This window comes from Nonomuraea sp. IBHARD001, from assembly GCF_056106265.1.
The window spans coordinates 6526540-6552361 of record NZ_JBWBBW010000002.1 but is presented as its reverse complement, the minus strand read 5'-3'; the positions used below and the strand labels follow the sequence as shown (position 1 = coordinate 6552361).

Below are 25822 nucleotides of genomic sequence, written 5' to 3'. Positions count from 1 at the left end.
CGGGCGGGGCCCGGTCCCGTCCTGCCCCGCCTTCTCCGCAGAGGAGTGAGTCCCCATGAACCCCGTACTCGAACTGCGCGGGATCGACAAGAGCTTCGGCCCCGTGCAGGTGCTGCACGACGTCGCGTTCTCGGCCTATGCCGGAGAGGTGACGGCCCTGGTCGGCGACAACGGAGCCGGCAAGTCCACCCTGGTCAAGTGTGTCGGCGGCATCCACCCGATCGACGCGGGCGCCTACCTCTTCGAGGGCAGGCCCGTGCACGTCACCGGGCCCAGGCACGCGGGCGAGCTCGGCATCGAGATCGTCTACCAGGACCTCGCCCTGTGCGACAACCTCGACATCGTGCAGAACATGTTCCTCGGCAGGGAGGCCAAGCGAGGTCTCGTCCTGGACGAGGCCACGATGGAGGAGATGGCCGAGCGCACGCTGTCCGGCCTCTCGGTCAGGACGGTGAAGTCCATCAGGCAGCAGGTCTCCAGCCTGTCGGGCGGCCAGCGCCAGACGGTGGCCATCGCCAAGGCCGTGCTGTGGAACAGCAAGGTCGTCATCCTGGACGAACCCACCGCCGCGCTCGGCGTCGCCCAGACCGCCCAGGTGCTGGAGCTGGTCCGGCGGCTCGCCGACAAGGGCCTGGCCGTCGTCCTGATCTCGCACAACATGAACGACGTGTTCGCCGTGTCCGACCGGATCGCGGCGCTCTACCTGGGGCGGATGGCCGCCCAGGTCCGGACCTCCGACGTGACGCACGCCCAGGTCGTCGAGCTCATCACATCGGGCCGCAGCGGCGAGCTCGGCCTCGGCAACGGAGGCGCGGCATGAACCTCGGCATGAACCTGGGCAGGAACCGGGCCAAGGACCTGCCGGGCGACGCGCTCGCGGCCGCCGCCCAGTCGCCCTCGATCGGGCGCAGCGCCAGGGCGTACGCCGAGCGGATCAGGGGCGGCGACATGGGCGCGCTCCCGGCCGTGCTCGGGCTGGTCGTGCTCTGCGTGGTCTTCACCGCGCTGCGGCCCGTCTTCCTCACGGCGGGCAACTTCGCCAACCTCTTCACCCAGGGCGCCCCGGTCACCGTGATCGCGATGGGCCTGGTGTTCGTCCTGCTCATCGGCGAGATCGACCTGTCGGCCGGGTTCGCCAGCGGGGTGTGCGCGGCGGTGCTCGCCGTCCTGCTGACCGCCTTCGGGCTGCCCTGGTACGTGGCCGTCGCGGCGGCCGTCCTGACCGGGGCCGTCATCGGGATCGCGATCGGGACACTCGTCGCCAAGGGCGGCATCCCGTCGTTCGTGGTGACGCTCGCCGCCTTCCTCGCCTTCCAGGGCCTCGTGCTCGCCCTGGTCGACGAGGGCACGAACATCTCCATCAGGGACTCGGTCATCGTCGCCATCGAGAACAGGAACCTGCCGGTCGCCGCCGGTTGGGCGCTGTACGCGGTGTGCGTCGCGGGATACGCCGCCGTGCAACTCCTGCGGGCGCGCAGCAGGGCCGGGCGCGGACTGGTCGCCGAGCCGTTCTCGCTGATCGCGGCCAGGGTCGGCGTCCTGGCCGTGCTGGCGGGCGGCGCGGTCTACGCGCTGAACCTGGAGCGCAGCCGCAACCCGGAGGTCGTCTCGCTCAGCGGCGTGCCGATCGTGGTGCCGATCATCCTGGTGCTGTTCCTGGTGGGCACGTTCGTGCTGCGCCGTACGGCGTTCGGGCGGCACGTCTACGCGGTCGGCGGCAACGCCGAGGCCGCGCGCAGGGCCGGCATCGGCGTGCACAAGATCAAGATCAGCGCCTTCGTCATCTGCTCGGCGATGGCCGCGATCGGCGGTGTCATCGCCGCCTCCAAGGCCAGCTCGGTCGACCCGAACACCGGCGGCAGCACCGTGCTGCTCTACGCCGTCGGCGCGGCGGTCATCGGCGGCACCAGCCTGTTCGGCGGCAAGGGCAGGATCGCCGACGCGGTGCTCGGCGGCGCGGTCATCGCGGTCATCGAGAACGGCATGGCGCTCATGGGGTACGGCTCCAGCGTCAAGTACATGGTCACGGGAACGGTCCTGCTGCTGGCGGCGGGCGTGGACGCGCTGTCGCGCAAGCGGGCGGCCGCCGCTGGTCTAAGGTGATCAGCGACCCACGACCATTCGAGGAACGACAGACGATGCGGGCCGGTCCGTCCCAGGAGGACATCAGGCGCCACAACCTCGGCGCCCTGCTGAGCCATGTCCATCTGGGCGGCCCGGTCTCCCGCGCCGAGCTGACCACCAGGCTGGGGCTCAACCGCAGCACGATCATGGCGCTGACCGCCGACCTCACGGCGGCCGGCCTGGTCCGCGAGGAGCTGCCGCGCGAGACGGGCCGGGCCGGACGGCCCTCGCTGGTGGTGCGCCCGGAGTCGGCGCGCGTCTACGTCTTCGCCTTCGACGTCGGCGTCGACCGGCTGGCCGTGGCCAGGGTCGGGCTCGGCGGCGTCATCCTGGACCGCAGGGAGAGCAGGCGCGGGCGCGGCCCCTTCGACATGGAGGAGGTCATCGGCATCCTGGCCGGGTTCACCCGCCAGATCCACCGCAAGACACGCTCGGACACCGTGTGCGTGGGCGCGGCGGCGGCGGTGTCCGGCGGGGTGAGCAAGGGCGACGGCGCCATCAGGTTCGGCCCGAACCTGGCCTCCGGCGGGGTCGGCGACGAGCCCGTGCCGCCTTCGGGCGCCGCACTGCCCGCCAGCGGCTCCCGAGGCGGGCTGCTCGGCGAGGGCGGCGCGGGCCTGCCCTTCGGTGAGGCGCTCGGCCGCCGGATCGCACTCGGCCTGCCGGTGGGCGTCGGCAACGACGCGAACCTGGCGGCGCTGGCCGAGCAGACCAGAGGCGTGGGCGCGGGCTGCCGTGACCTGGTCTACCTGCACGGCGACGTGGGCATCGGCGGCGGCGTCATCACCGGCGGCCACCTGCTCGGCGGGCACGCGGGTTACGGCGGCGAGGTCGGGCACATGGTCGTGCACCCGGGCGGGCGGCCGTGCGGGTGCGGCTCGCGCGGCTGTCTCGAGGCCGAGGTGGGCGAGCGTGCGCTGCTGGAGGCGGCGGGCCGGTTCGGCGGCCAGGTCGCGGGGCGTGAGGCCGTGCGCGCGGTCGTCGACGCGGCCGACAGGGGTGACATCGTGGCCCAGGCGGCGCTCAGCAGGGTCGGCGACTGGCTCGGCCTCGGTGTGGCGAACCTGGTCAACATCTTCAACCCGGAAATGGTGATCTTCGGCGGTATGTTGCGCGAGGTCTACCTGGGCTCGGCCGCCCAGGTGCGCAGCAGGCTGGCCGTCGACGCGCTGGCCGCCTCCCGCGAGCGGCTGCGGCTGCGTACCTCGGCGCTCGGCGACGACGCCACACTGGTCGGCGCGGCCGAGATGGCCTTCGCCCAGGTGCTGTCCGATCCCCTTGAGGTGCTGGCCAGGGTGAGCGGCTAGATCGTTGATGTGAAATTCGAATTAGTGGTCGCAGGCGGTCAGGGGCCGTTTCACGGGTGCTCCGATGGTCCAGTTGTGCCAGATTGCCTGCCCCTCCGGCCGGTTTCACCGGCCGTGAGGGCGCGATGGGCAGGTTGGTGGCCTTCCTCGACCCGGCCCGCGACCAGGACGGTGGTGTCGGGATGGGGTCGGGGGTGGTGGGGTCGGCGGTGGGGGGATGGGCGGGATCGGCAAGACCTCCCTGGCCCTGGTCGCCGCCCACCACGCGATGCGTGAGGGCTGGTTCGCGGGCGGGGGGTTTGGCGGTGGCCGACAACGCCGCTGCGGTCGGCCAGGTGCAGCCGCTGTTGCCCGAGCACTCCTGTCATCGGTTGCTGGTGACCTCTCGTCACACGCTGGCCTCCGCTGCCCGCCCGCCACCTGGACCTGGCCGTACTGGAGCGCGTGGACTCGGTGGAGTTGCCGCACACCGCGCTGACCCTGCGCGACCCGGCCGATCTGCGGGCGGTCGAACAGTCGCAGGATGCGGATCGGGTGGCGGGGTGGTGCGGGGATCTGCCGCTGGCGCGGGTGGAGGGGGACCGCTGCCGGTGCGGGCGCGCTGGAGCTGTCCTACCGCACCTGCTGCACACCCGGCCGCAGCCGAGTCGGCGGCTGCGACTGCTGACCGCAGCTCCTGGCCCCCGGACATCGGCCTGAGTGCCGCGGCAGCTCTGGCCGGACAGCAGGAGGGGCGGACGCGGCAGGAGTTGCGGGAGCTGGGAGTGGCACACCTGATCACCTTCGCGGCGCCGGGAAGGTGGGGCATGCACGACTTGGTCCGCGCGAACACGCTGCTGAACATGCCCACGCGCTCGCTGGAGACGACGGGCAACCCAGGCTGTGGACCGGCTGCTGGAGTACTGCCTGGACACCGCCGAAGCCCACTTGCGCGCCCTGCTCGACCAGCCGGTACCGGCGTTGTTCGGCGAGCGGAGCAGGCGCTGGCCTGGTCCGACACCGAACGCGCCAACCTCGTCGCCGCCGTCCTTCAGGCCGCCGACACCGGCCGGCACCGGGTGGCCGCGCCGACCTGGACCGTCGCCGCATCCCACAGAACCCGACTACAGCCAGACACATGATGTGCACGATCGGCAACAAGGGTATGGCCAAACGGAAACTGCCCAAGAGTCAGCGCCTGGAACAGGGTGGGGTGGCCGATCACCATGTGCAACGGCGCAGATTGGAGCGCTCCATGCTCAGGCTCCGCCACCCCTCTGGCCGCGATCGCGGCGCCCCCGCCTGCAGGGGCGCTCTCCACCTCTGCGTCAACGCGCCGCCGCCGACACTCTGGACGTCACGCGTATCCCGCCGGGCGGCGGCTCGGTGACCGGCAACCCGCCGCCGACCTCAACCTCCCAAGCAACTGGCCTTTGCCGTCTCACCCGATGCGGCCCGCGCGTATCTACGACCGTGCCCGCCTTGACCTCCGGCATGCGCAGCGTCTCGGGCCGCATCCCCGGTTTGTCCTGCCCGGTACTCCTCAACCCGCCCCACACTGTCACGCGGAACACAGGCCGAACCGGCACCGGCACCGTTATCGGCGTCGTGGGGGCGGCCCTGGTAGTCACGATCACCGACTGTCCGAGTGTTCACCGGCGACACTGTGGCGCAGACGGTCACCGGCTTCGCAGCCGGCGTCCTGCTGTGCACCGCTGGTCTCCGCACCGTCGCCTCGATCAACTCCGCCGTCGTCCTGAAGATCACCTCGGCACCCTGACGTGCGTCAGCCGACGGAAGGACTTCGCCCGGCTCCGGCCGTACCCACTCTCCCGGAAAGGTAAGAGATGAAACTCCGGCGTTCCTCGCGTCTCGTCCTGAGCCTTGTCTCGGCTTTGCTGATGTCCTGCACGCTGGTCTTCGCCGTTCCCGCCGCCGCGCATGCGGCGACCGCGGTCTCGTGCACCGGATACCAGACCACCACCTTCAGCCCGGGCCTCACCCTGACGCAGCAGAGCGTGTCGTTCTCGACCAGCGCGCTGGTGGGACCCTGCACCGGGCTGGGCGTGCTGAGCACCTCCGGCTCGTACACGACATCCGGCCAGGGCGACCTGAGCTGCACGCTGGGCAGCAACACCGTCGTCACCCAGGTCTACACCTGGCAGGACGGAGTCACCAGCACGCTTCAGATGACCGCGGCGGTCAACGCCAAGCCCGGCGGTGAGACTGTCCTGGTCAACACCGGAACCGTGACGGCGGGCCGCTATCTGGGCACGACCGCCGTACAGACTGTCACGACCCTCCAGCTCAACCCCACGGCGTGCGCGGAGCCCGGCGGCGTCACCTCCGCAAGCGGCCCCACCACCCTGACTTTCGTCGGACTCTAACCCCCTGCGTACGCCTCGAAGCTGAGGGGGCTCCGATGGAGCCCCCTCCCGCCAGGCCGCCCCTTTCTGGCAACGGTACGTACCGTTCGCGCGCCCGCCGCCGCCCCTGATTCGCTCATGAGGCGACACAACGCCCACGAAACAGGGTGTGCGCGCCTGGGAACCCAGGGCACGGCCGTGCTGCTGGAGGCGGCGAGCGCCTGCGGGGACACCGATCCCGAGCACACGATCGACTGCGTGCTGCGCCACGTGTTCGACGACGACGTGGAGGACGACGTCTGCCTGCTGGCGCTCGCGGTGCGCTGAGGGCTCAGGCGACCTTGCTCGCCGGGGCCGTCCACGTGGTGCAGGAGGAGGCCGATCCCGAGGTGTAGCCGACGTCGTTCCAGTGGGCGAGGTTGGCCGGTTTGCCGTGCACGGCGTCGGCGGGGGAGGCGCTGACGCCTTCGAGCCACTGCTCCCAGGTGATGCCGGTCTCCAGGGAGTCGAGGGTGGCGCTGTAGAAGACGCCGGCCAGGCATTCGGCCTGCATCTCCAGCCGGTGGCTCAGCCGGTTGCGCGCCGTGCCCTTGGCGGCCTGGCCGTACATGACGTTGTAGGCGTCCATCATGCCGGTGAGCTGCTGGACGTGGTGGCCGTACTCGTGGGCGACGGCATGGGCGATGTTCATCACGTAGGGGTCGGTGATGTCGCGCTTGGTGACGCGGATGGCGACCGTGCGCTGCTGCGGGCAGTACAGGGCGCCGCCCGCGGTGAACTTGCCGCACAGCGATCTGGCCGAGGTGGTGATCTGCAGCTTGGGCGGGGTGAAGCGGAGCTTGGCCGCCTTGAACCTGGTCGTCCAGAACCGGTCGGCGCAGCGCGCCATGGCCCGGTGGAAGGACTTGACCGAGGCGGTGCTCCCCAGCTCGATCGCGGGGACGTCGCACTCCATCGGCTCGGCGACGCCGGAGCGATAGATCCGGTTCTTCGCCAGTACGGCGGGCACGGCGGAGGCCAAGGGGGAGGCCATCGAGGAGGCGCCGGAGGGGGATGCGGCGCGGTGCGAGGCGGCGGCGGGAAGGCCGGGGATCACGACGATCAGGCCCGCGATCATGCATGTCGCCATCGCGGCGAGGGGGAAACGCATGGTCGCGGATCTTAGGGCACAGATGTCCTGAAATTTCGGTAGACCTGGGACATTGGGCCCCCTGGAACTCCGGCTATTGGAGCCAGGGGGCCCGGGGGCTCAGGAGACCTTCGACTTGGGTGCCGACCAGGTGTTGCACGCGTTGGGCGACTCGGCGTCGAAACCGCGCTGCAACCAGTAGGCGATGTTGGCCGCCTTGCCGTGGCTGGTGTAGTCGAAGCCGGTCTGGGCGACCTTGACGATGTAGCGGAAGTCCCAGTCGCGGCGGCCGAGCGAGTGCCACACGCTGCCGATGAAGGCCGCGGAGAAGCACTCGGCCTGCAGCTCGATCCGGCGGCTCTCGTCGTAGATGCGGGCCTTGCTCTTGCCCTTGTACACATCGACGACCTTGAACATCCCGGTCAGCTCCTGCACGTGGTGGCCGTACTCGTGCGCCATCACCTCGAACAGGAAAAGCTCGGTCGGCTCGGAAAGAATGCCCGGGTCGAGCAGGAACACGATCGCACGCTTGTTGGGGCAATAGACGGCCTGGGCGCCACGGGGGAACTTGCCACAGGTCGAAGCCTTGCCCGGCGCGTTCACGACGGAGAACTTCGGCTTGGCGAACGGGATGCCGACCTTCTTGAGCTGCTGGCTCCAGGAGGTGTTGAGGCATTCGAGCACGAACTCGAGGTAGACGCGCGCCCCGTCGAGGTCGCCTCCGGCCAGCGGCTGCTCCTCACACTCCTTGAGGTTCATCTCACCGGTCTTGTAGATCGGGTTCTTGGTGAGGACAGGCTTGTAGACCGGGGCCGCCTCCGCCGTCGTGGCGGTCGCCGTACCGGCGAACAACACACTGGCCAGCACACCGGCAAGTAGGGCAAATAGGGGGGTACGCATGAATAGGCACCTTAGACGAAGAAAAGGGAAAGCGTGCAGGTCAGGTCACGTACTTGGCCCCGACGGTCCAGGTGTTGCAGGCGGTGGGCTGGGCGTAGGTCCAGCCGCGTTCCATCCAGAAGGCCTGGGTCGGGCCCTTGCCGTGGTCGTTCTCCGCCCAGCCCTTGTGACCGCTGTCGTGGAACCACTTCACGACGCTCTGCCAGTCCTCGGGCCTGACGGGCAGCGTGTCCTCGATCGTGCGCATGAACACCGACGACAGGCACTCGGCCTGCAGTTCGAGGCGGCGCGAGTAGTCGAGGCGCACCGAGGTGCGGGCCCGGTGGATGCTCTGGCGGTACCAGAGGCCCATGCCGGAGATCTCCTGGACGTGATGGGCGTACTCGTGCGCCATCAGCCTGCCGATGCCGAGCGGGAACGGATTGCGCAGCTCGAACTTGGTGATCAACATGTACATGGTGCGGTCGGCGGAGCAGTAGATGCCCGCGGCGCCCTTCTGCATGTAACGGGCGCACGGGCTGTTGACCCGCTTCGTCGTCACGATACGCAGCCGGGGCTTGCTGAAGGCGAGACCGGCCTTCTTGAACTGCGCGGCCCAGGAGCGGTTGAGACAGTTGGTGAAGGTCGCCAGGAAGTTGCGGTAGGCCTGCGTACTTCCTCGGGTGATCTCGCCGGGCGCACACCCCGAGTCGGCGAGCTGACCGGTCTTGTACAGCGGGCTGTGCGTCGCGGCCGCTCTGCCACGGGGCGGCGCTATGGACTGCTGCTCCTGTGTCGCGGGCTTGGCCTCGGCCACGGCCGTACCTGCCCCGCACAGCGCCAGAACGAGACCTGCGGCCACGAGTGACGAGAGTTTCCTCATGGGGAGAGTGTTCATAGTGGGCATTACCCTAGGTCAAGACTGGGTAAATGGGGCGGAGTTCGGCCAGTCGGGGGCATCGGCCGCCACGCGAACTAGACTCGATGCGTCAGCGAGTGAGCAGAGGGGATGATTCCGTGAGCGGGCTGTTGGCCACGATCAAGGGACCACACGACGTCAAGCGGCTGGACGTCGGGGAGCTGCCACGACTGGCGAGGGAGATCCGGGATCTGCTCGTCGGATCGTGTGCGCGAAACGGGGGTCATCTGGGCCCCAATCTGGGCGTCGTGGAGTTGACGATCGCCGTGCACAGGGTCTTCGACTCGCCCGGCGACCCGGTGATCTGGGACACCGGTCACCAGGCCTACGTGCACAAGATGCTCACCGGCAGGGCCCTGCGCTTCGACGACCTCAAGCAGGAGGGCGGCCTGTCCGGCTACCCGAGCCGGGCCGAGTCCGAGCACGACTTCGTCGAGAACTCCCACGCCTCCACCGCGCTGTCCTACGCCGACGGCCTGGCCAAGGCGTTCAAGCTGCGCGGCGAGCGCGAGCGCACCGCGGTGGCGATCATCGGTGACGGCGCGCTGACCGGCGGCATGGCCTGGGAGGCGCTCAACAACATCGCGGGCGTCAAGGACCTGCCCTGTGTGATCGTCGTCAACGACAACGGCCGCTCCTACTCCCCGACCATCGGCGGGCTGGCCAGCCATCTGGCCTCGCTGCGGATGACCCAGCGCTACGAGCACGCGCTGGAGTTCATCAAGTCCAACGTCTCGCGGGTGCCGGTCGTCGGCGAGCCGCTCTACGACGCGCTCCACGGCTTCAAGAAGGGCGTCAAGGACGTCCTGGCCCCCCAGGTCATGTTCGAGGACCTCGGCCTGAAGTACGTCGGCCCGATCGACGGCCACGACGAGCAGGCCGTCGAGGTCGCCCTGCGCAAGGCCAAGGCCTTCGGCGGTCCCGTCATCGTGCACGTGCTGACGCAGAAGGGCCGAGGCTACGCGCCCGCCGAGCAGCACGACGAGGACCAGTTCCACTCGCCCGGCGCCTTCGACCCGGCCACCGGCACCGAGAAGCCCAAGGGCCGCATCTGGACCAACACCTTCAGCGAAGAGCTGGTCCGGATCGGCGCCGAGCGCGACGACGTGGTCGCCATCACCGCGGCCATGCTGCACCCGACCGGCCTCAACGCCTTCGCCGACGCCTATCCCGACCGCATCTACGACGTCGGCATCGCCGAGCAGCACGCGCTCACCAGTGCGGCCGGTCTGGCCATGGGCGGGCTGCACCCGGTCGTCGCCGTCTACGCGACCTTCCTCAACCGGGCCTTCGACCAGCTGCTGATGGACGTCGCCCTGCACCGCCTGCCCGTCACGGTCGTGCTCGACCGCGCGGGCGTGACCGGTGACGACGGCGCCAGCCACAACGGCATGTGGGACCTGTCGATCCTCCAGGTCGTGCCCGGCCTGCGGGTGGCGGTGCCGCGTGACGGCGAGCGCGTGGCCGAGCTGCTGCGCGAGGCGCTCGCCGTCGACGACGCGCCCACCGTGCTGCGCTTCCCCAAGGGGCCCGTCGCCGAGAGCGTCGAGGCCGTCGGCAAGCTCGGCGACATGGACGTGCTGCGCTCGGGCGAGCCCGACGTGCTGCTGGTCGGCGTCGGGCCGATGGTCCAGGTCTGCCTGGAGGCGGCGACCCTGCTCGACGCCCAGGGCATCTCGGCCACCGTCGTCGACCCGCGCTGGGTCAAGCCGCTCGACGAGGCGCTCGTGCCCGCCGCGGCCGCGCACAAGCTGGTCGCGGTCGTGGAGGACAACGGCAGGGTCGGCGCCGTCGGCGACGCGGTCGCCCGGCTGCTGCGCGACGCCGACGTCGACGTACCGGTGCGCACGTTCGGCATCCCGCAGCGCTTCCTCGACCACGCCAAGCGCGCCAAGATCCTCGGGCAGATCGGCCTGACCGGTCAGGACCTGGCCCGCGAGATCACCGAGGCGGTGGCGAAGCGCTCGCCCGCTCTCGTCGACCACCCCGCGCACTGAGCGCCCTGCGGACCGCGGCGGACACGGCAACGATGATCAGCGCCGCCGCGGCCGCGACGGGCACCAGCAACTCGGCGTGCTCCCGCACGACCCCCGCCGACAGCGCCCCCAGCGTCACATAACCGCACACCCACGCCACCGCCCCCGCCATCGCCCACGGCATGAACCTCCGGTACGGCATGCCGAGCGCCCCGGCGGCGGCGGGCGTCAGCGCGTGCACGACCGGCAGGAAGTAGGCCAGCGCCAGCGCCCACCCGCTGCGCCCGAGCAGCGCCTCGGCCCGCTCCCACCGCTCCTCGCCGATCCTGCGCCCGAGCCGCCCGGCCCGCAGTCGCCCGCCGTACCTGGCGCCGAGCCAGTGGCCGCTCGACGCTCCGGCGAAGCAGGCCAGGATGCCCGCGGCCATCAGCGCCGCCGCCTCGCCCGGCCCCGACGCCGTCGTGCCCGCGACGATGAGCAGGGCGTCGCCCGGCACCACCAGGCCGATGCCGACGGAGGCGTCGAGGGTGAGGAAGGCCAGCATGAGCGGCCAGACCACACCGATCTCGGCGTTCGCCAGGAGTTCCAGGACGTCGTTGAGCATCCTTCCACCCTGCCCTGACCTGCGCCGACCGGCATCGGGTCATACCCCTGAGGCAACCCTGAACCGCCCGGCCACAAGGAGGATGCCGCATGCTCGCCCCTGCTGGGGGAATGCACGACGTGTGGAGATCTTCAGGACGAAAAGCGTCGAGCAATCCATCCGAGACGCGGACGAACCAGAGCACAAGCTCAAGCGCACGCTGTCCGCGCTCGACCTGACAGTCTTCGGGATCGGGGTGATCGTCGGGACCGGCATCTTCACCCTGACCGGCATCGCGGCCAAGGACTACGCGGGCCCGGCCGTCGCGATCTCGTTCGTGGTCGCCGCCGTCGTGTGCGGTCTGGCCGCCCTCTGCTACGCCGAGTTCGCCTCGACCATCCCGGTCGCGGGATCGGCCTACACCTTCTCCTACGCCACGATCGGCGAGCTGCCGGCGTGGATCATCGGCTGGGACCTCATGCTGGAGATGGCGCTCGGCGGCGCGGTCGTGGCCGTCGGCTGGTCGGGGTACTTCGACTCCGTCCTGGACTCCCTCGGCGTGAACCTGCCCGAGGTGGCGATCGGCGGGCTGAACGTCAACTACATGGCGGTCGTCGTCACGCTGCTGCTGACCTGGCTGCTGGTGGTCGGGGTGAAGCTGTCGGCCAGGTTCAACCTGGTGATGGTCACCATCAAGGTCGCCGTCATCCTGCTCGTCATCTTCGCCGGGCTGTTCTTCGTCAACGGGGCCAACTACACCCCGTTCATCCCGGCGGCCGAGTCGACGCCAGGGGCCAGTGGCATGGCCGCGCCGCTGATCCAGGTGCTGTTCGGCATCACACCCACCGTGTTCGGCGTGGCGGGCATCTTCACCGCGGCGGCGATCGTGTTCTTCGCCTACATCGGGTTCGACGTCGTCGCCACCGCCGCCGAGGAGACCCGCAGGCCGCAGCGCGACCTGCCGATCGGCATCATCGCCTCGCTGGTGGTGTGCACGGTGCTGTACGTCGCCGTCTCGCTCGTCGTCGTCGGCATGCAGCCGTACGGGCAGCTCAGCGAGGTCGCGCCGCTCGCCGACGCGTTCAAGGCGGTGGGGCAGCCGTGGATCGCCGGGATCATCAGCGTCGGCGGCATCTCGGGCCTGACCACGGTCATCCTCATCCTGATGCTCGGCCAGAGCCGGGTGCTGTTCGCGATGAGCCGGGACGGGCTGCTGCCGCGCGGGCTGGCCAAGGTGCATCCCAGCTACGGCACGCCCGCGAGGGTCACTGTGATCATCGGTGTGGTGACCGCGGTGCTGGCCGGGTTCATCCCGCTGAGCGCGCTGGCCGAGATGGTGAACATCGGCACGCTGTTCGCCTTCGTCGTGGTGTCGATCGGCGTGATCGTGCTGCGGCGTACCCGGCCGGACGTGCCTCGCTCCTTCCGCACGCCGCTGGTGCCGTTCGTGCCGGTCGTGGCGGTGCTGGCATGCGTGTACCTCATGCTGAACCTGGCCGTCGAGACGTGGCTGCGGTTCGTGGTGTGGATGCTGATCGGCCTGGCGTTGTACTTCGTGTACGGCTATCGCCGCAGCCGGGTGGGGCGTTCCTCCTGACGCCCGGAACCTCCGGGCGGCGGGCGGTGTACCCCCTTGCATGAGACGAATCCTGCTCGCGCTTCTGCTGGCGCTCGCCGTACCCCTGGCCGCCGCCGTTCCCTCGTCGGCGGCCGGTGGGTGGGCGGTGACCTACCTCGACCCGCTGCCCGCCTCGGTGGCGCCCGGCGGCGCCTACACGGTCGGCTTCTGGCTGCTGCAGCACGGTAACCATCCCTATGTCGGCACCGATCTGGGGGAGGTCGCCCTCCGCTTCACCGACGGGAACGCCGTCCACACCTTCAAGGGCACGGCGCTGCCCGAACCCGCCCACTACGCCGCCGCCGTGGCCCTGCCCGCCGGGACCTGGCAGGTGGAAGGGCTCCAGGGCTGGTTCGCGCCGTTCGCGATCGGCGTGCTGACCGTTCCGGGCGGGCTGGCGCTCAACGCGCTCGAGCCCGGGGTCAAGGAGGGCATCGAACGCTACCTGGAGGCGAACGGCGGCAAGGACCCCTGGGGCGCGGTCCGCCCGCCCGGCTTCCCCGCGGCGTCCGGGGGAGCGGCTGCACTGGGCGCGCCCGGTGGTACGGCTGCGGTTGCGCCTGCTACGCGGGTGACGGTGGAGTCCGTGTCGTGGTGGCGTACGCCGTATGTCGGGGCTGGGGTGCTGGTGGCCGTGGTGGCCGGGGTGCTGGCGGCTCTGCTGGTGGTGTCACGGCGTCGCCGGGGGCTGACCCGGGGGTAGGCAGGGGGAGGGGCCGTGGCTCGTGATGCGCCACGGCCCCTCCTTGGTGCTTGTCGTGCTCGGTCGGGCGTTGGTTACTCGCTGTCCTCGGCCTCGCCCTCGGCGGCGTCAAGCGGCGCCTCCACCGTGGGCGCCGCCTCCTCCGCCTGAGTCTCTGCCTCCGCGTCGTCGAACGCAGGGGCCTCGGCCACGACGGCGGGCGGCGCGGGCTCCACCCCGACCGGCTCGACGGCAGCGGCCACAGCGGGCTCGGCGGGCTCGGCCTCAGGACCAGCGGGTACGGGGTCGGCGGTGCGCGCACCCGCCGGGGCGTCGACCGCACGCACGTCCACGGCCGGAGCGGCGGGCGCCTCGGCCGCAGCTTCGGCAGGCGCCTTGACGACCTCGGCCGGGGCGGCGGGCGCCTCCTCGGCGGCAGGCTCAGCGGCCTGGTCGACAGGAGCCGCCTCTGCGGCAGGCGCCGCCTCCGCAGCGGGAGCGGCGTCCTCAGCGGGAGCGGCGTCCTCAGCGGGAGCGGCGTCCTCGGCCGGGACCGGCTCCGCCGCCGGGGCGGGGTCTGCTGCCGGAGCGGCTGCCGCGTCCACTACGGGCGCGGCCGCGTCGGCGGGAGCGGCGTCCGCTGCAGGTGCGGCGGGAGCGGCGGGCTCAGCAGGACTGGCGGCCTCGTCAGCCGGAGCAGCCTCCTCTGCGGGAGCCGCTGCCGCGTCCGCTGCGGGAGCTGCCTCGTCGGCGGGCGCTGTGTCGGCGGCCGGGACAGCCTCGTCGGCGGGTGCGGCAGGCGCGGCCTCGTCCACGGGCGCGGTTTCCCCGGCCGGGACTGCCTCCGCGTCCACGGGCGCGACCTCCTCGGCCGGAGCCGCTGCCTCGTCGGCGGGCGCAGCTTCCTCAGCCGGGGCCGCTGCCGCCTCGTCTGCGGGAGCCGCAGCCTCGTCGGCCGGAGCTGCCGCCCCATCAGCGGGAGCTGCGGCTTCCTCTGCGGGTGCTGCGGCTTCGTCGGCCGGGGCGGCTGCCTCGTCGGCGGGCGCTGCGGCTTCGTCTGCGGGGGCCGCTGCCGTCCCCTCTGCGGGTGCTGCTGCGTCGTCGGCCGGAGCCTGCTCGTCCGCCGGAGCCTCTGCCTCGTCCGCCGGGCCTGCTTCGTCGGCAGGTGCCGGTTCGTCGGCAGCGGGTGCCTCGTCGGTGGGGGCCGGGTCGTCGGCCGGGGCGGCCTCGTCGGTCTCCGCGTCCTCTGTGGAGTCCTCGTCGTCGGCGGGGTCGGTGTCGAGCATGTCGGCGAGTTCGTCGCGGACGAGGGTCTTGGTGTCCTTGGTGAGGATGTCGCTGGCCAGCAGGTCCTCGATGACGGCGAGGGTGGCGACGGGGCTCAGCACGTAGGGGTGCCAGTCGGTGGGGGTGGGCAGGACGTCGATGACCTGTACGGCGGGCTCCGGCTTGGGCGCGGGCTTCGGCGGCGCGACGGCGACGGGAGCGGGTGCGGGTGCGATCACGGGCGGGAGCGGCCAGCCGGGCTTGGGCTTGCCGAAGAAGTCCTTGAGCACCTGGACCTTGACCGAGGCCGACAGTTTGCCGTCGTCGTCGAGGTCGTGCAGGATGTCGGCGATCGTGGTGCCCTTGATGCCGAGGAAGAGCGGCTCGTCGTCGCCGGGCGGGTCACTCACGGCGCTGCGGGTGTCGGCGTGGGCGGGAAGTGCGACGCCGGCACCGACGGCGGTCAGTCCTATGGCGAAGGCGAGAAGCCCTTTGTGTAGCTTGTTCATGGCTGCCCCCTACCCGGACCCTGTCCCGGGAATAGGGACCAATCCCCCAAGACTCCCCCATCGTCGGCCCCGCATCCCCCACCGAACACCCACCCCGAAACGCCCGTACGAGCGCACCCCACCAGCAGGGACACGCCCGTACGGGCACAAACGCGACGCTCAGGAGGCGGGCAGCGACGCCACCCCGGCGGGCAGGAATCGAGGCGATGCCAGCCCGGCGCGGTCCAGGTACGGCGTGACGCCGCCCAGATGGAACGGCCATCCGGCGCCCAGCAGCATGCACAGGTCGATGTCCTGGGCCGCCGAGACGACGCCCTCGTCCAGCATGAGGCGGATCTCCTGCGACAGCGCGGTCAGCGTGCGCAGCCGTACCTGCTCGGGTGTGGAGGGCGAGGCGCCGCCCGTGAAGAGGGCGACGGCGTCGGGGTCGAGGGTGAAGTCGGGACGGTACACGCCCGGCTTGCCCGAGGCGACGAGCGCGGCCAGGTTCGCCGAGACGCCGAAACGGTCGGGGAAGGCCGCGTGCAGGGTCTGCGAGACGTGGTGCCCGACGGCGGGCCCGACGAGCTGCAGCAGCGCGAACGGCGTCATCGGCAGCCCGAGCTCGTCCAGCGCGTGCTCGGCGACCTCCAGCGGCGTGCCCTCGTCGACGGCGGCGAAGACCTCGCCCATGAAGCGGGTCAGCAGCCGGTTGACCACGAACGCGGGAGCGTCCTTGACCAGCACCGACGACTTCTTCAGCGACCTGCCGACCGCGAACGCGGTGGCCAGCGTGGCGTCGTCGGTCGCGGCGCCCTTGACGATCTCCAGCAGCGGCATGATCGCGACCGGGTTGAAGAAGTGGAACCCGACCAGCCGTTCGGGATGCGCGAGCCGGGAGCCCATCTCGGTCAGCGACAGCGACGAGGTGTTGGTCGCGAGCACGCAGGTGTCGGACACCACGGCCTCGACCTCGGCGAACACCTGCTGCTTGACCTTCATCTCCTCGAAGACGGCCTCGATGACGAAGTCGGCGTCGGCGAAGGCGTCCTTGGTCAGCGAGCCGGTGACCAGGCCCTTGAGCCGGTTCGCCTGGTCGCTGGAGATGCGGCCCTTGGCCAGCAGCTTGTCGACCTCGCCGTGCACGTAGCCGACGCCCTTGTCCAGGCGGGCCTGGTCGAGGTCGGTCAGGACGACGGGCACCTCCAGGCGACGGGCGAACAGCAGCGCCATCTGCGAGGCCATCAGCCCGGCCCCGACGACGCCCACCTTGGTCACCTTGCGCGCCAGCGCCTTGTCGGGCGCGCCGGCGGGCCGCTTGGCCCGGCGCTGGACCAGGTCGAAGGCGTAGAGCCCGGCGCGCAGTTCGTCGCTCATGAGCAGGTCGGCCAGCGCGTCGTCCTCGGCGGCGAAGCCCTCGTCGCGGGAGGCGTGCCGCGCCTGGGCGATGAGGTCGAGCGCGCGGTAGGGGGCGGGCGAGGCGCCGTGCAGCTTGATGTCGACCAGGAAGCGGGCATCGCCCACGATCTTGGCCCAGTCCTCGTCCTCGAAGGAGGGCCGCTCGACCTCGGTGGCGCCGCGCAGGACGGCCGATGCCCAGCGCAGCGACTCCTCGAGGAAGTCGGCGGGCTCGAACATCGCGTCGGCCACGCCGAGCTCGAACGCCGCACGCCCCTTGATCATGCGGTTCTGCGCGAGCGGGTTCTCGATGATCAGCTTGACGGCGTTCGCGGGACCGATGAGCCTCGGCAGCAGCTGGGTGCCGCCCCAGCCCGGCACCAGGCCGAGGAAACACTCCGGCAGCGCGAGCGCGGGCACCCCGGAGGAGATCGTCCGGTAGGTGCAGTGCAGGGCGATCTCGAGCCCGCCGCCCATCGCCGCGCCGTTGACGAACGCGAACGACGGCACGCCCAGCTCGCCGAGCCTGCGGAAGACCAGGTGCCCGAGCTCGCCGATCGCCCTGGCCTCGGCCCGCTCCGACACGGTGGCCGCGCCCTTGAGGTCGGCGCCGACGGCGAAGATGAACGGCTTGCCGGTCACACCGACCGCGGCCAGGTCGGTGCGCGCCGCGACGGCGTCGAGCGCGTCGTTGAGGCTGAGCAGGCCGTGCGGGCCGAAGGTGTTCGGCTTGGTGTGGTCGAAGCCGTTGTCCAGCGTGATGAGCGCCATGGTCCCGGTGCCGTCCGGCAGGTCGACGTCGCGCACGAGCGCCTTGGTGACGACCTCGTCGGCGCCCTTGCCGTCGGCGGTCAGCAGTGCGCGAAGGCTGTCGATGGTGCTCACTTGGCGCCCTCCCAGGCGAGGTTCTCCCAGATGACCGTTCCGCCCATGCCCATGCCCACGCACATGGTGGTGACGCCGTAGCGCACGTCGGGCCGCTCGCCGAACTGGCGGGCCAGCTGCGTCATCAGCCGCACGCCCGACGAGGCGAGCGGGTGCCCGAAGGCGATGGCGCCGCCGTATGGGTTCACGCGGGCGTCGTCGTCGGCGATGCCGAAGTGGTCGAGGAAGGCCAGCACCTGTACGGCGAACGCCTCGTTGATCTCGAACAGGCCGATGTCGCCGATCGTGAGCCCGGCCAGGCGCAGGGCGCGCTCGGTCGAGGGGATCGGCCCGACGCCCATGACCTCGGGGTCGACCCCGGCGAAGGCGTAGGACACCAGGCGCATCTTGGCCTGCAGGCCGAGCTCGGCCGCGGTGTCGGCGGCGGCGAGCACGCAGCCGGTCGCGCCGTCGTTGATGCCGGAGGCGTTGCCCGCCGTCACCCTGCCGTGCGCGCGGAACGGCGTCTTGAGCGAGGCCAGTCCTTCGAGCGTGGTGCCGGGACGCGGCGCCTCGTCGACGGTGGCCAGGCCCCAGCCTTCGGCGGCCTTGCGGGTCGCGGTCGGGACCAGGTCGGGCTGGATCCGGCCGTCGGCGTAGGCCTTGGCGACCTTCTCCTGGCTGAGGACCGCGTAGGCGTCGGCGCGCTCCTTGGTGATGCCCGGGTAGCGGTCGTGCAGGTTCTCCGCGGTCATCCCCATGACCAGCGCACTGCCGTCGACCAGGCTCTCGGACAGGAAGCGAGGATTGGGATCGACGCCTTCGCCCATCGGGTGGCGGCCCATGTGCTCGACGCCTCCCGCGATGGCGACGTCGTAGGCGCCGAACGCGATGCCTCCGGCGACGGAGGTGACGGCGGTCATCGCGCCCGCGCACATCCGGTCGATGGCATAGCCGGGAACGCTCTTGGGCAGTCCGGCCAGGACGGCGGCCGAGCGGCCGATCGTCAGGCCCTGGTCGCCGATCTGGGTGGTGGCCGCGATGGCGACCTCGTCGACACGCTCGGGCGGCAGGCCGGGATTGCGCCTGATGAGCTCGCGGATCACACGGACGACGAGGTCGTCGGCGCGGGTCTCCGCGTACATGCCCTTAGGGCCTGACTTGCCGAAAGGCGTGCGCACGCCGTCGACGAACACGACGTCACGAGAGGAAGGCACGGTGATTCGCTCCTCGCTGGTGGGAAGCCTCTACCTCCTATGCTACTCGCCGGTAACCAGTCCGTACGCGAGCAGCGCGCCCAGCGAGCCGCACAGCAGCAGGCACACGGTCGTGGTGTCCGGCTCCCACAGGTGCGCCCGGCCGCCGACCAGTGCGGCGAGCAGGAAGGCGGCGACCGCCTTGAGCGCCGAGGCCCAGGGGTGACGCGGCGTGCGGCCGGGATCCCATGGATCGCTGGGTGTCCCACCCGGCCGCACGCCACTGCGCACCACCATCCCCAGGGCATCGCATGCCCACCAGATCGCGAAAAACACCCCCGTGGCATATCCGATCACCGCGAGCACCTCCGCCGCCTGGCCGAGCGCCGCCGCGAAGCCGTACAGGCCGGAGTCGGCGAACAGGCGGGGCAGCGTGCAGCCGAGCAGCAGGGCGACCAGCCAGCCCGCCGCCACCGCCAGTCTGGTCAGGGCGCGGGCCAGCACCGGGACCGGCGCGGCGTACAGGGCGTGCTGGCGATCGAGCGCCCGGCGCGAGCGCCTGGCCCACTGGGCCTGGGTGAGGGCGAGCGCGGGCAGGGCCAGCAGGAAGACCGCGAGCGCCGCCACCGCGTACGGCAGTGCGGCCTGCCGGGTCGCGGCGCGTTCGGCGAGCATCTGGATCGAGGCGAGCAGGGCGATCACCGCGCACAGTGTGGCCAGCGCCCTGCGACGGGCGAGCGTCGCGCGCGAGCGCAGCAGGGCCAGGGGTCGCGCCCCTGGAAAGGTGTCGGGCTGGAGCATGCCGGTAATCATGGCGTCACAAATGGTGATGACGAAGGGATTTAGGGGAGATTGCCGCGTTCCCAAATCCCTACGAGCCCCATTGAGTACACATTGTGTGTGGAATTTCCGGACACGGGGGAGTCGGGTCTGTTAGTAAATAACGATCAAGACGCACAGCGGAGAGGGTTCGTCGTGGGACGCGAAGTGAGCGCGTGGTCGTCCGAAGAGGAGATCCGCCGGGCGATGGTGGCGGAGCAGGACCCCGACGACGCCGACGAGCAGCCCCGCTTCTTCGACTCCGGCTGGATCACCGCCGCCGAGGTCGACGCCGAACGCGAGAACGAGCAACGCCGCCGGACCAAGGTCCTGGTCAAGGGCGCACTGGCCGTCGTCGCCCTCGGCGTCGGCGCGGGCTGGCTGCTGTCGAGCTTCGGTACGGCGAGCCCCGAGTGCGGCGCCCGCTGCGCCTCGGCCGTGCTCCCCACCTGGAAGGGCCAGGCCGAGCCCCCGGCCCCCACGCCCAGCCTCACCCCCACGGCCAGCTCGACCGCCGGACCCGCACGGCCGACGCACTCGCCGGACGCCGAGTCCCCGCGCGAGACCCGGCGGCCGAGCATGGCGCCCACCCGCGTGGCCAGGACGCCCGAGCAGCAGGCCGAGGAGCCGGAGAAGGTCCCGCAGCTCGACGACGGCGAGCAGACCGAGCAGGCCGAGCAGCCGCGGCCCCCCGCCGAACGCCCCTCGCAGCAGCCGCAGCCCACCACGCCCACCCAGGCCCCCGAACCGACGCAACCCGCGCCGGAGCCGGTCGAACCGCCCAGGAGAGGCGGCCTGCTCGACTGGCTGTTCTGACCTCCTGCGGGCCCCGGCGTATCACCCTGCGGCCCTCGGTCGTACGATCACGATCGGTGCCACACGGGCCCTGCCGGGTCCAGGCGCACTGGAAGTCGCTTTCCAGGAGGTGTCGTGATCACGCTGGAGGATGTCGCCCGCCGCGCCGGAGTGTCGCTCGCCACCGCCTCGCGGGTGCTCAACGGCAGCACCCGCCAGGTCGGGCCCGCCCTGTGCGAGAAGGTGCGCCAGGCCGCGGCCGAGCTCGGCTACCGCACCAATGTGGCGGCCCAGACGCTGGCCAGAGGGGCGAGCAATGTCATCGGCCTGGTCGTGCACGACCTGACCGACCCCTACTTCGCCGCCATCGCCGACGGCGCCATGCGGGTGGCCGCGGGCCGGGGCCTGGTCGTCATGATCGGCGCCACCCACCGCGACCCCGAGCGGGAGATCGGCTATGTCGCCACGCTCGGCGCCCAGCGGGTGCGCGCGGTGCTGCTGGCGGGCTCGCGCATCGCCGACCACCAGGTGACCGGCAGACTGCGCGAGGAACTGCGCAGGTACCAGGAGGCCGGAGGCAAGGTCGCCTGCGTCGGCCAGGACCTGCTCGGCGTCGACACCGTCGCCCCCGCCAACCGGGCGGGCGCCGCCGCACTGGCCAGACGGCTGGCCGGGCTCGGTCACACCCGCTTCGCCGTACTGGCCGGGCCCGAGAACCTCATCACCGCGACCGACCGGTGCGACGGCTTCGTCGGTGTGCTCGCCGATCTCGGCCTTCCGGCGCCGAGGGTGATCCACGGCCCCTTCGACCGCGACGGCGGCTACCACGCGGCGGCTGAGAGCGGCGACGCGACGTGTGTGTTCGCGGTCAACGACGTGATGGCCGTCGGCGCGCTCGCCTCCTACCGCGACCGTGGCATCCCGGTGCCCGAGCAGGTGTCGGTCGCCGGTTTCGACGACATCCCCACCCTGCGCGACCTGGTGCCCGCCCTGACCACGGTACGGCTGCCGCTGACCGGCATGGGGGAGCGCGCCCTGGAACTCGCCCTGTCGGGAGGCGGCGGGACGAGGGTCGACGACGTCAGGGGCGAGGTCGTGCTGCGGGCCAGCGTGCGACGCTGGGACGGCCGGTGAGGCTGGCGGTCAGCACGCTCGGCATGCCGGACAGGCCGCTGGGCGAGGCGATCGCCACCGCGAAGGCCTACGGCTGCGCGGGGCTCGAACTGCGCGTGCATCCCGACACCGGCGTGCACACGGGCCTGGACGCGGGGCAGCGCGCGCTGGTGCGCGAGGCGGTGGCCGCGGCCGGGCTGCAGGTCGCGGCGCTGGCCGGGTACGTCAGGCTGTGCGAGCCCGGCCGCGACTCGCCCGTCGTCGCCGCGCTGCTGGCCGAACTGCGGCTGGCCGCCGACCTGGGCGCGCCCGGCGTGCGCGTCTTCCCGCGCGGCAGTGAGAGCGCCGTGGGCGCCCGCAGGCTGAGGGCGGTCGCCGGGGCCGCACGCGAGCTGGGCGTACGCGTGCTGGTCGAGACGCACGACCTGATGCCGAGGGGAGCCGACGTGGGCCGGTTGCTCAGCGAGGCGGCCGAACCCGAGTGCACGGGCGCGTTGTGGGACCTGCTGCACCCGTGGCGGCACGGCGAGTCGCCCGCCGAGACGCTGGCCGGGCTCGGCCCCTGGCTGGCGTTCGTCCAGGTCAAGGACGCGGTGTCGGCGCAGGACAGCACACCGGTGCCGCTGGGGTCCGGCGGCGTGCCGCTGGCCGAGTGCGGGCGGCTGCTGCGGGCGGCGGGCTACGACGGGTGGGCGTCGCTGGAGTGGGAACGCGCGTGGTACCCGAAGGCGGGACCGGTCGAGAGCGTGCTGCCGGGAGCCGCGGCCTGGGTCCGGCGCTACTCCTGAGAGTGCCGGACCCACGCCTGCCGTTCTAGGCCTCGCCCTTCGTCTCCAGGCGCAGCAGCGCCTTCGTCAGCGGGACCGTCGTCAGCGCGACCTGCCAGGCCCTGGCGCCCAGCGAGGACAGGCGCTCGGCGACCGCCTCCTCGGTGAGGTCGGCCGGAGGCTCCCAGGTCAGCCTGCGTACGGCCTCGGGCTGCAGGAGGTTCTCGGTCGGCATGTGGTGCTCGTCGGCCAGCGCGGCCACCGCCGCCCTGGCCGCGGCCAGGCGCCTGGCGGCGGCGGGGTCGCGATCGGCCCAGCGGTTGGCCGGAGGCGGGCCGTCGCCGGGCGTGCTGGGCTGCGGCAGGTCGGCGTCGGGCAGGGCGCGTGCCCTGGCGACGGCGGCGAGCCAGTCGCTCATGTGCCTGCGGGCGCTGCGGCCGGTGAAGGCGGAGATCTCGGTCAGCGCCTTCTTGGTCTTGGGCACCTCAAGCGCGGCCGTGATGATCGCGGTGTCGGGCAGCACCCGGCCGGGCGCGATGTCGCCGCCGCGTGCGATCTGGTCGCGCATCGTCCACAACTCGCGCACGATCGCCAGCGCCCGCACCGAGCGCACCTTGTGTATGCCCGACGTGCGCCGCCACGGATCGGCGCGCGGAGCGGGAGCCGGAGTCTTGAGCACCGCCTCGAACTCCTCCTGCGCCCACTGCAGCTTGCCGCTCTCGACGAGCTCGGCATGCAGCACGTCACGCAGCTCCACCAGCACCTCGACATCGAGCGCCGCATAACGCAGCCAGTCTTCGGGCAGCGGGCGCGTCGACCAGTCGGCGGCCGAGTGGCCCTTCTCCAGGCGCAGGCCGAGCACGGTCTCGACCATCGTGCCGAGCCCCACCCGCTCGTAGCCGAGCAGCCGTCCGGCGAGCTCGGTGTCGAACATGACGCGCGGTCTGAACCCGATCTCGGCCAGGCAGGGCAGGTCCTGGGATGCGGCGTGCAGCACGACCTCGGCGCCCGAGAGCGCCGCGTCGAGGCCCGACAGGTCGGGCACGGCGATGGGATCGATCAGCGCGCTTCCCGCCCCGGCCCTGCGCAGTTGGACCAGGTAGGCGCGACCGCCGTAGCGGTAGCCCGAGGCGCGCTCGGCGTCCACGGCGACGGGTCCCGTGCCCGCGCCGAACAGGTCGACGGCTCTGGTGAGCGCGTCCGGCCCGGCGATGACGGGAGGTATCCCCTCGCGTGGCTCCAGCAACGGGATGACCTCTTCACCCGTCACGGCTGTGCTGTGCTTTTCAGTGCCCTCACTTCGATCGGTCACGGCCTGAAGGACTCCGGATCTTCGCGTCGGCGCGGCAACGGGGCCACGTCAGGTGGGAGGGGTGGGATGCCGGCCGCTGTGCACATCAGGTCGCACCAGGCGGTGACGTGACCGGAGAGGTCCTCCTCCGTCGGGGACCACGAGGCCCGCAGCTCCAGCTCGGTGGTGACCGGGTCGTCGGCCTTGTTGCCGAACCCTTCGGAGACCGCCCTGGTGACGGTGCCGCCCGCGGCCGAGTAGGCGGCTTCGTGCGACTCCAGCGCCTCGGTCAGCCAGCTCCAGGCGACCGGGCCGAGCAGCGGGTCCGAGGTGATCTCCGGCTCCATGTCGGCCCTGACGTAGGCGACGAGCCGGAAGGGACCCTCCCAGCCGCGCTGTCCCTCGGGGTCGTAGAGCAGGATGAGCCTGCCCACGGCGAGCTCCTCGTCGTCTCGGTAGACCGAGGCGCCGATGGCCGCCGAGAACGGGGCCAGCCGCTGGGGCGCGGGCAGGTCCTCCAGCTCGATCTCCGGTCTGACCGCCGGCAGGCGCAGGCTCTCGGCGGCCCGCCTGAATTCGGCGGGGGCCGGAGGCGCGTCACCGAGAGTCATAGCCGAAGCGTAGGTCGAAGCCGGTCGCATGGGGACCACGGGGGTGCTCATTGAATCCTGTCGTGCCGCTCAAGCCGCTGCCGTAACCGGGCTGGCGACGGAGAAGACCGGGTCGGGGGAGCCGTCGAACAGCGCGTGACCGCACACCACGCACGCCCTTTCGGGGCACGCGCCGGGCTCGTGCCCGTCCACGCACGGCGGCTGCTCGAACTCCCTGTCGTCGGCGCAGCTAAGGCAGTGCTCAGTGCGGCGTTCGGGGGAACTCCACAACGCGGTCATCGCAGGTGGCCTTTCGTCAGGTCGTGCTCCGACGTTGGCATGCCTCGCCGACAATTCCGTGCAACGCGCTCGGCGTGTCCCGAAAGTGGTGGCGTAATCGATGCCGCGCGGCGGCTTGGCGAACTTTTGGACTAGCCGAGACCGGTACGAAGGCCACCCTTGGGGCGCCTTCTACCCGGCCACGACGGTTGTGCAGGCGCTACCGCTAAACCTGTACCTGCCTATCTGATCATGAATTGGGCTGTTCAATGCACACATTTCCGATACCGGTCGATGGAAGGACCGCGCCCCGGGCGTGGGACCATCGTGGGGTGAGTCTTGACGAGTCAGCGTTCCTTCGCGCCTGCCGCCGCCAGCCCGTGAGCCACACCCCCGTGTGGTTCATGCGTCAAGCAGGGCGTTCGCTGCCCGAATACCTCAGGATCCGCGAAGGCGTGCCCATGCTCCAGGCGTGCGAGCGGTCCGACCTCATCGTCGAGATCACCCTGCAGCCGGTCCGCCGCTACGGCGTCGACGCGGCCATCTTCTTCAGCGACATCGTCGTGCCGCTCAGGGCGATCGGCGTCGACCTCGACATCAAGCCCGGCGTCGGCCCCGTCATCGCCGACCCGATCCGCGACGAGGCCGGGCTCGGCGTGCTGCGCCCCCTGGAGCCGGGCGACGTGCCCTACGTCACCGAGGCCATCGGCGCCCTGGTCGCCGAGCTCGGCGCGACGCCGCTCATCGGCTTCGCCGGAGCACCCTTCACCCTCGCCTCCTACCTCGTCGAGGGCGGCCCCTCCAAGAACCACGACCACACCAAGGCCATGATGTACGGCGAGCCGCGCCTGTGGCACGCGCTCATGGAGCGGCTCACGGTCATCGTCCTTGAGCACCTGCGCCTGCAGATCGCCGCAGGCGCCTCGGCCGTGCAGCTGTTCGACTCCTGGGTCGGCGCGATCTCGCCCGACGACTACCGCGAGTTCGTGCTGCCCTACACCAGCCGGATCTTCGCCGGGCTCGAAGGGCTCGGCGCCCCGCGCATCCACTTCGGTGTCGGCACCGGCGAGCTGCTCGGCGTGCTGGGCGAGGCCGGGGCCGACGTGGTGGGCGTCGACTGGCGCGTCCCGCTGGACGAGGCCGCGCGCAGGGTCGGACCGGGCAAGGCGCTGCAGGGCAACCTGGACCCGGCCATCCTGCTGGCCCCCTGGGAGGCTGTCGAGAGCCGCGCCCGCGACATCGTGCGCAGGGCGGAGGCGGCCGAGGGCCACGTGTTCAACCTCGGCCACGGCGTGCTGCCCAACACCGACCCCGACCAGCTCAAGCGCCTCACCGACCTGGTGCACGAGCTGACCGCGCGCTGAGCGGCATGTCACGATTCCGTGTGGGGTGTC

At 71.5% G+C, this 25822-nt stretch carries 25 protein-coding genes; 14 read left to right on the top strand and 11 right to left on the bottom strand.

The features are described from left to right. Nucleotides 1-55 precede the first annotated feature (55 nt). The 7 genes from ACTWNK_RS31785 to ACTWNK_RS31755 all read left to right on the top strand — a co-directional run bounded on the left by ACTWNK_RS31785 (nucleotide 56) and on the right by ACTWNK_RS31755 (nucleotide 6103). Complete coding sequence (locus ACTWNK_RS31785) at nucleotides 56-820, top strand: ATP-binding cassette domain-containing protein (RefSeq protein WP_474308598.1); 765 nt, start codon at nucleotides 56-58, stop codon at nucleotides 818-820. Beyond that, nucleotides 817-2103: a sugar ABC transporter permease gene (locus ACTWNK_RS31780; RefSeq protein WP_474308597.1), complete on the top strand. Its 1287-nt coding sequence runs from the start codon at nucleotides 817-819 to the stop codon at nucleotides 2101-2103. Before ACTWNK_RS31785 ends, ACTWNK_RS31780 begins: the two co-directional genes overlap by 4 nt. 35 nt (nucleotides 2104-2138) lie before the next feature. Then, nucleotides 2139-3431, top strand: coding sequence for an ROK family transcriptional regulator (locus tag ACTWNK_RS31775; RefSeq protein WP_474308596.1), 1293 nt, complete (start codon nucleotides 2139-2141; stop codon nucleotides 3429-3431). A 444-nt stretch (nucleotides 3432-3875) separates the two neighbouring features. Then, nucleotides 3876-4130 (top strand): hypothetical protein, encoded by a 255-nt coding sequence (locus ACTWNK_RS31770; protein ID WP_474308595.1) that lies wholly within the window; start codon nucleotides 3876-3878, stop codon nucleotides 4128-4130. A 928-nt stretch (nucleotides 4131-5058) separates the two neighbouring features. Next, complete coding sequence (locus tag ACTWNK_RS31765) at nucleotides 5059-5190, top strand: hypothetical protein (RefSeq protein ID WP_474308594.1); 132 nt, start codon at nucleotides 5059-5061, stop codon at nucleotides 5188-5190. A gap of 121 nt (nucleotides 5191-5311) precedes the next feature. Beyond that, nucleotides 5312-5797 carry a hypothetical protein gene (locus tag ACTWNK_RS31760; protein WP_474308593.1) on the top strand — a complete coding sequence of 162 codons (486 nt, stop codon included), beginning with the start codon at nucleotides 5312-5314 and terminating at the stop codon, nucleotides 5795-5797. 117 nt (nucleotides 5798-5914) lie between these two features. After that, a complete protein-coding gene (locus ACTWNK_RS31755) occupies nucleotides 5915-6103 on the top strand; it encodes a hypothetical protein (RefSeq protein ID WP_474308592.1) in 189 nt (62 codons plus the stop codon). Between the two features lie 4 nt (nucleotides 6104-6107). Here ACTWNK_RS31755 and ACTWNK_RS31750 read toward each other — a convergent pair whose 3' ends face one another. The 3 genes from ACTWNK_RS31750 to ACTWNK_RS31740 all read right to left on the bottom strand — a co-directional run bounded on the left by ACTWNK_RS31750 (nucleotide 6108) and on the right by ACTWNK_RS31740 (nucleotide 8667). Next, on the bottom strand, nucleotides 6108-6926 hold the full coding sequence (locus ACTWNK_RS31750) for a neutral zinc metallopeptidase (RefSeq protein ID WP_474308591.1): 819 nt from the start codon (nucleotides 6924-6926) through the stop codon (nucleotides 6108-6110). A gap of 99 nt (nucleotides 6927-7025) precedes the next feature. Next, entirely contained in the window at nucleotides 7026-7805 is a 780-nt protein-coding gene (locus ACTWNK_RS31745; protein ID WP_474308590.1) for a neutral zinc metallopeptidase, read from the bottom strand. Between the two features lie 40 nt (nucleotides 7806-7845). Next, nucleotides 7846-8667 (bottom strand): neutral zinc metallopeptidase, encoded by an 822-nt coding sequence (locus ACTWNK_RS31740; RefSeq protein ID WP_474308589.1) that lies wholly within the window; start codon nucleotides 8665-8667, stop codon nucleotides 7846-7848. Nucleotides 8668-8768: 101 nt separating this feature from the next. Between ACTWNK_RS31740 and dxs the strand changes: the two genes are divergently transcribed. Next, nucleotides 8769-10700, top strand: coding sequence for a 1-deoxy-D-xylulose-5-phosphate synthase (gene dxs, locus ACTWNK_RS31735; protein WP_474308588.1), 1932 nt, complete (start codon nucleotides 8769-8771; stop codon nucleotides 10698-10700). On the opposite strand, the gene ACTWNK_RS31730 is transcribed toward dxs, so the two are convergent. After that, nucleotides 10645-11283, bottom strand: a complete 639-nt coding sequence (locus ACTWNK_RS31730) for a DedA family protein (protein ID WP_474308587.1) — start codon at nucleotides 11281-11283, stop codon at nucleotides 10645-10647. The two genes, dxs and ACTWNK_RS31730, sit on opposite strands and share 56 nt — an antisense overlap. A gap of 121 nt (nucleotides 11284-11404) precedes the next feature. Between ACTWNK_RS31730 and ACTWNK_RS31725 the strand changes: the two genes are divergently transcribed. Both ACTWNK_RS31725 and ACTWNK_RS31720 read left to right on the top strand, forming a co-directional pair. After that, the gene (locus tag ACTWNK_RS31725; protein WP_474308586.1) at nucleotides 11405-12859 is read left to right on the top strand and encodes an amino acid permease; all 1455 of its coding nucleotides are present in this window, start codon (nucleotides 11405-11407) and stop codon (nucleotides 12857-12859) included. Between the two features lie 40 nt (nucleotides 12860-12899). After that, nucleotides 12900-13583, top strand: coding sequence for a hypothetical protein (locus ACTWNK_RS31720; RefSeq protein ID WP_474308585.1), 684 nt, complete (start codon nucleotides 12900-12902; stop codon nucleotides 13581-13583). Between the two features lie 74 nt (nucleotides 13584-13657). On the opposite strand, the gene ACTWNK_RS31715 is transcribed toward ACTWNK_RS31720, so the two are convergent. From ACTWNK_RS31715 to ACTWNK_RS31700, 4 genes are all read right to left on the bottom strand, one after another. Then, on the bottom strand, nucleotides 13658-15337 hold the full coding sequence (locus ACTWNK_RS31715) for a hypothetical protein (protein WP_474308584.1): 1680 nt from the start codon (nucleotides 15335-15337) through the stop codon (nucleotides 13658-13660). 159 nt (nucleotides 15338-15496) lie between these two features. Next, nucleotides 15497-17599 (bottom strand): 3-hydroxyacyl-CoA dehydrogenase NAD-binding domain-containing protein, encoded by a 2103-nt coding sequence (locus ACTWNK_RS31710; protein WP_474308583.1) that lies wholly within the window; start codon nucleotides 17597-17599, stop codon nucleotides 15497-15499. Then, nucleotides 17596-18795, bottom strand: a complete 1200-nt coding sequence (locus ACTWNK_RS31705; RefSeq protein ID WP_474308582.1) for a thiolase family protein — start codon at nucleotides 18793-18795, stop codon at nucleotides 17596-17598. The genes ACTWNK_RS31710 and ACTWNK_RS31705 overlap by 4 nt, the downstream gene beginning before the upstream one ends. A gap of 42 nt (nucleotides 18796-18837) precedes the next feature. Then, nucleotides 18838-19575, bottom strand: coding sequence for a hypothetical protein (locus ACTWNK_RS31700; protein WP_474308581.1), 738 nt, complete (start codon nucleotides 19573-19575; stop codon nucleotides 18838-18840). A gap of 174 nt (nucleotides 19576-19749) precedes the next feature. Between ACTWNK_RS31700 and ACTWNK_RS31695 the strand changes: the two genes are divergently transcribed. The 3 genes from ACTWNK_RS31695 (at nucleotide 19750) to ACTWNK_RS31685 (ending at nucleotide 22289) form a co-directional block, all read left to right on the top strand. Beyond that, a complete protein-coding gene (locus tag ACTWNK_RS31695) occupies nucleotides 19750-20409 on the top strand; it encodes a hypothetical protein (protein ID WP_474308580.1) in 660 nt (219 codons plus the stop codon). 114 nt (nucleotides 20410-20523) lie between these two features. Next, the gene (locus ACTWNK_RS31690; RefSeq protein ID WP_474308579.1) at nucleotides 20524-21522 is read left to right on the top strand and encodes a LacI family DNA-binding transcriptional regulator; all 999 of its coding nucleotides are present in this window, start codon (nucleotides 20524-20526) and stop codon (nucleotides 21520-21522) included. Continuing rightward, nucleotides 21519-22289, top strand: coding sequence for a sugar phosphate isomerase/epimerase family protein (locus tag ACTWNK_RS31685; RefSeq protein WP_474308578.1), 771 nt, complete (start codon nucleotides 21519-21521; stop codon nucleotides 22287-22289). The genes ACTWNK_RS31690 and ACTWNK_RS31685 overlap by 4 nt, the downstream gene beginning before the upstream one ends. A 25-nt stretch (nucleotides 22290-22314) precedes the next feature. Here the strand turns inward: ACTWNK_RS31685 and ACTWNK_RS31680 are convergent, their stop codons facing one another. The 3 genes from ACTWNK_RS31680 to ACTWNK_RS31670 form a co-directional block, all read right to left on the bottom strand. After that, nucleotides 22315-23538 (bottom strand): HRDC domain-containing protein, encoded by a 1224-nt coding sequence (locus tag ACTWNK_RS31680; protein ID WP_474308577.1) that lies wholly within the window; start codon nucleotides 23536-23538, stop codon nucleotides 22315-22317. Nucleotides 23539-23576: 38 nt separating this feature from the next. Beyond that, nucleotides 23577-24170 carry a DUF3000 domain-containing protein gene (locus tag ACTWNK_RS31675; RefSeq protein ID WP_474308576.1) on the bottom strand — a complete coding sequence of 198 codons (594 nt, stop codon included), beginning with the start codon at nucleotides 24168-24170 and terminating at the stop codon, nucleotides 23577-23579. Nucleotides 24171-24239: 69 nt separating this feature from the next. After that, nucleotides 24240-24449, bottom strand: coding sequence for a hypothetical protein (locus ACTWNK_RS31670; protein ID WP_474308575.1), 210 nt, complete (start codon nucleotides 24447-24449; stop codon nucleotides 24240-24242). 248 nt (nucleotides 24450-24697) lie between these two features. On the opposite strand from ACTWNK_RS31670, the gene hemE reads away from it, so the two are divergent. Continuing rightward, nucleotides 24698-25792, top strand: coding sequence for a uroporphyrinogen decarboxylase (gene hemE, locus ACTWNK_RS31665; RefSeq protein WP_474308574.1), 1095 nt, complete (start codon nucleotides 24698-24700; stop codon nucleotides 25790-25792). The last annotated feature ends 30 nt before the right edge of the window (nucleotides 25793-25822 follow it).

Coding starts and splice junctions, on each gene's coding strand:
- ACTWNK_RS31755 (WP_474308592.1), top strand. CDS start 5,915: ATGAGGCGACACAACGCCCACGAAACAGGGTGTGCGCGCCTGGGAACC.
- ACTWNK_RS31720 (WP_474308585.1), top strand. CDS start 12,900: ATGAGACGAATCCTGCTCGCGCTTCTGCTGGCGCTCGCCGTACCCCTG.
- ACTWNK_RS31785 (WP_474308598.1), top strand. CDS start 56: ATGAACCCCGTACTCGAACTGCGCGGGATCGACAAGAGCTTCGGCCCC.
- ACTWNK_RS31730 (WP_474308587.1), bottom strand. CDS start 11,283: ATGCTCAACGACGTCCTGGAACTCCTGGCGAACGCCGAGATCGGTGTG.
- dxs (WP_474308588.1), top strand. CDS start 8,769: ATGCGTCAGCGAGTGAGCAGAGGGGATGATTCCGTGAGCGGGCTGTTG.
- ACTWNK_RS31675 (WP_474308576.1), bottom strand. CDS start 24,170: ATGACTCTCGGTGACGCGCCTCCGGCCCCCGCCGAATTCAGGCGGGCC.
- ACTWNK_RS31670 (WP_474308575.1), bottom strand. CDS start 24,449: ATGACCGCGTTGTGGAGTTCCCCCGAACGCCGCACTGAGCACTGCCTT.
- ACTWNK_RS31700 (WP_474308581.1), bottom strand. CDS start 19,575: ATGCTCCAGCCCGACACCTTTCCAGGGGCGCGACCCCTGGCCCTGCTG.
- ACTWNK_RS31715 (WP_474308584.1), bottom strand. CDS start 15,337: ATGAACAAGCTACACAAAGGGCTTCTCGCCTTCGCCATAGGACTGACC.
- ACTWNK_RS31780 (WP_474308597.1), top strand. CDS start 817: ATGAACCTCGGCATGAACCTGGGCAGGAACCGGGCCAAGGACCTGCCG.
- ACTWNK_RS31760 (WP_474308593.1), top strand. CDS start 5,312: ATGTCCTGCACGCTGGTCTTCGCCGTTCCCGCCGCCGCGCATGCGGCG.
- ACTWNK_RS31775 (WP_474308596.1), top strand. CDS start 2,139: ATGCGGGCCGGTCCGTCCCAGGAGGACATCAGGCGCCACAACCTCGGC.
- ACTWNK_RS31740 (WP_474308589.1), bottom strand. CDS start 8,667: ATGAGGAAACTCTCGTCACTCGTGGCCGCAGGTCTCGTTCTGGCGCTG.
- ACTWNK_RS31745 (WP_474308590.1), bottom strand. CDS start 7,805: ATGCGTACCCCCCTATTTGCCCTACTTGCCGGTGTGCTGGCCAGTGTG.
- ACTWNK_RS31750 (WP_474308591.1), bottom strand. CDS start 6,926: ATGCGTTTCCCCCTCGCCGCGATGGCGACATGCATGATCGCGGGCCTG.
- hemE (WP_474308574.1), top strand. CDS start 24,698: ATGCACACATTTCCGATACCGGTCGATGGAAGGACCGCGCCCCGGGCG.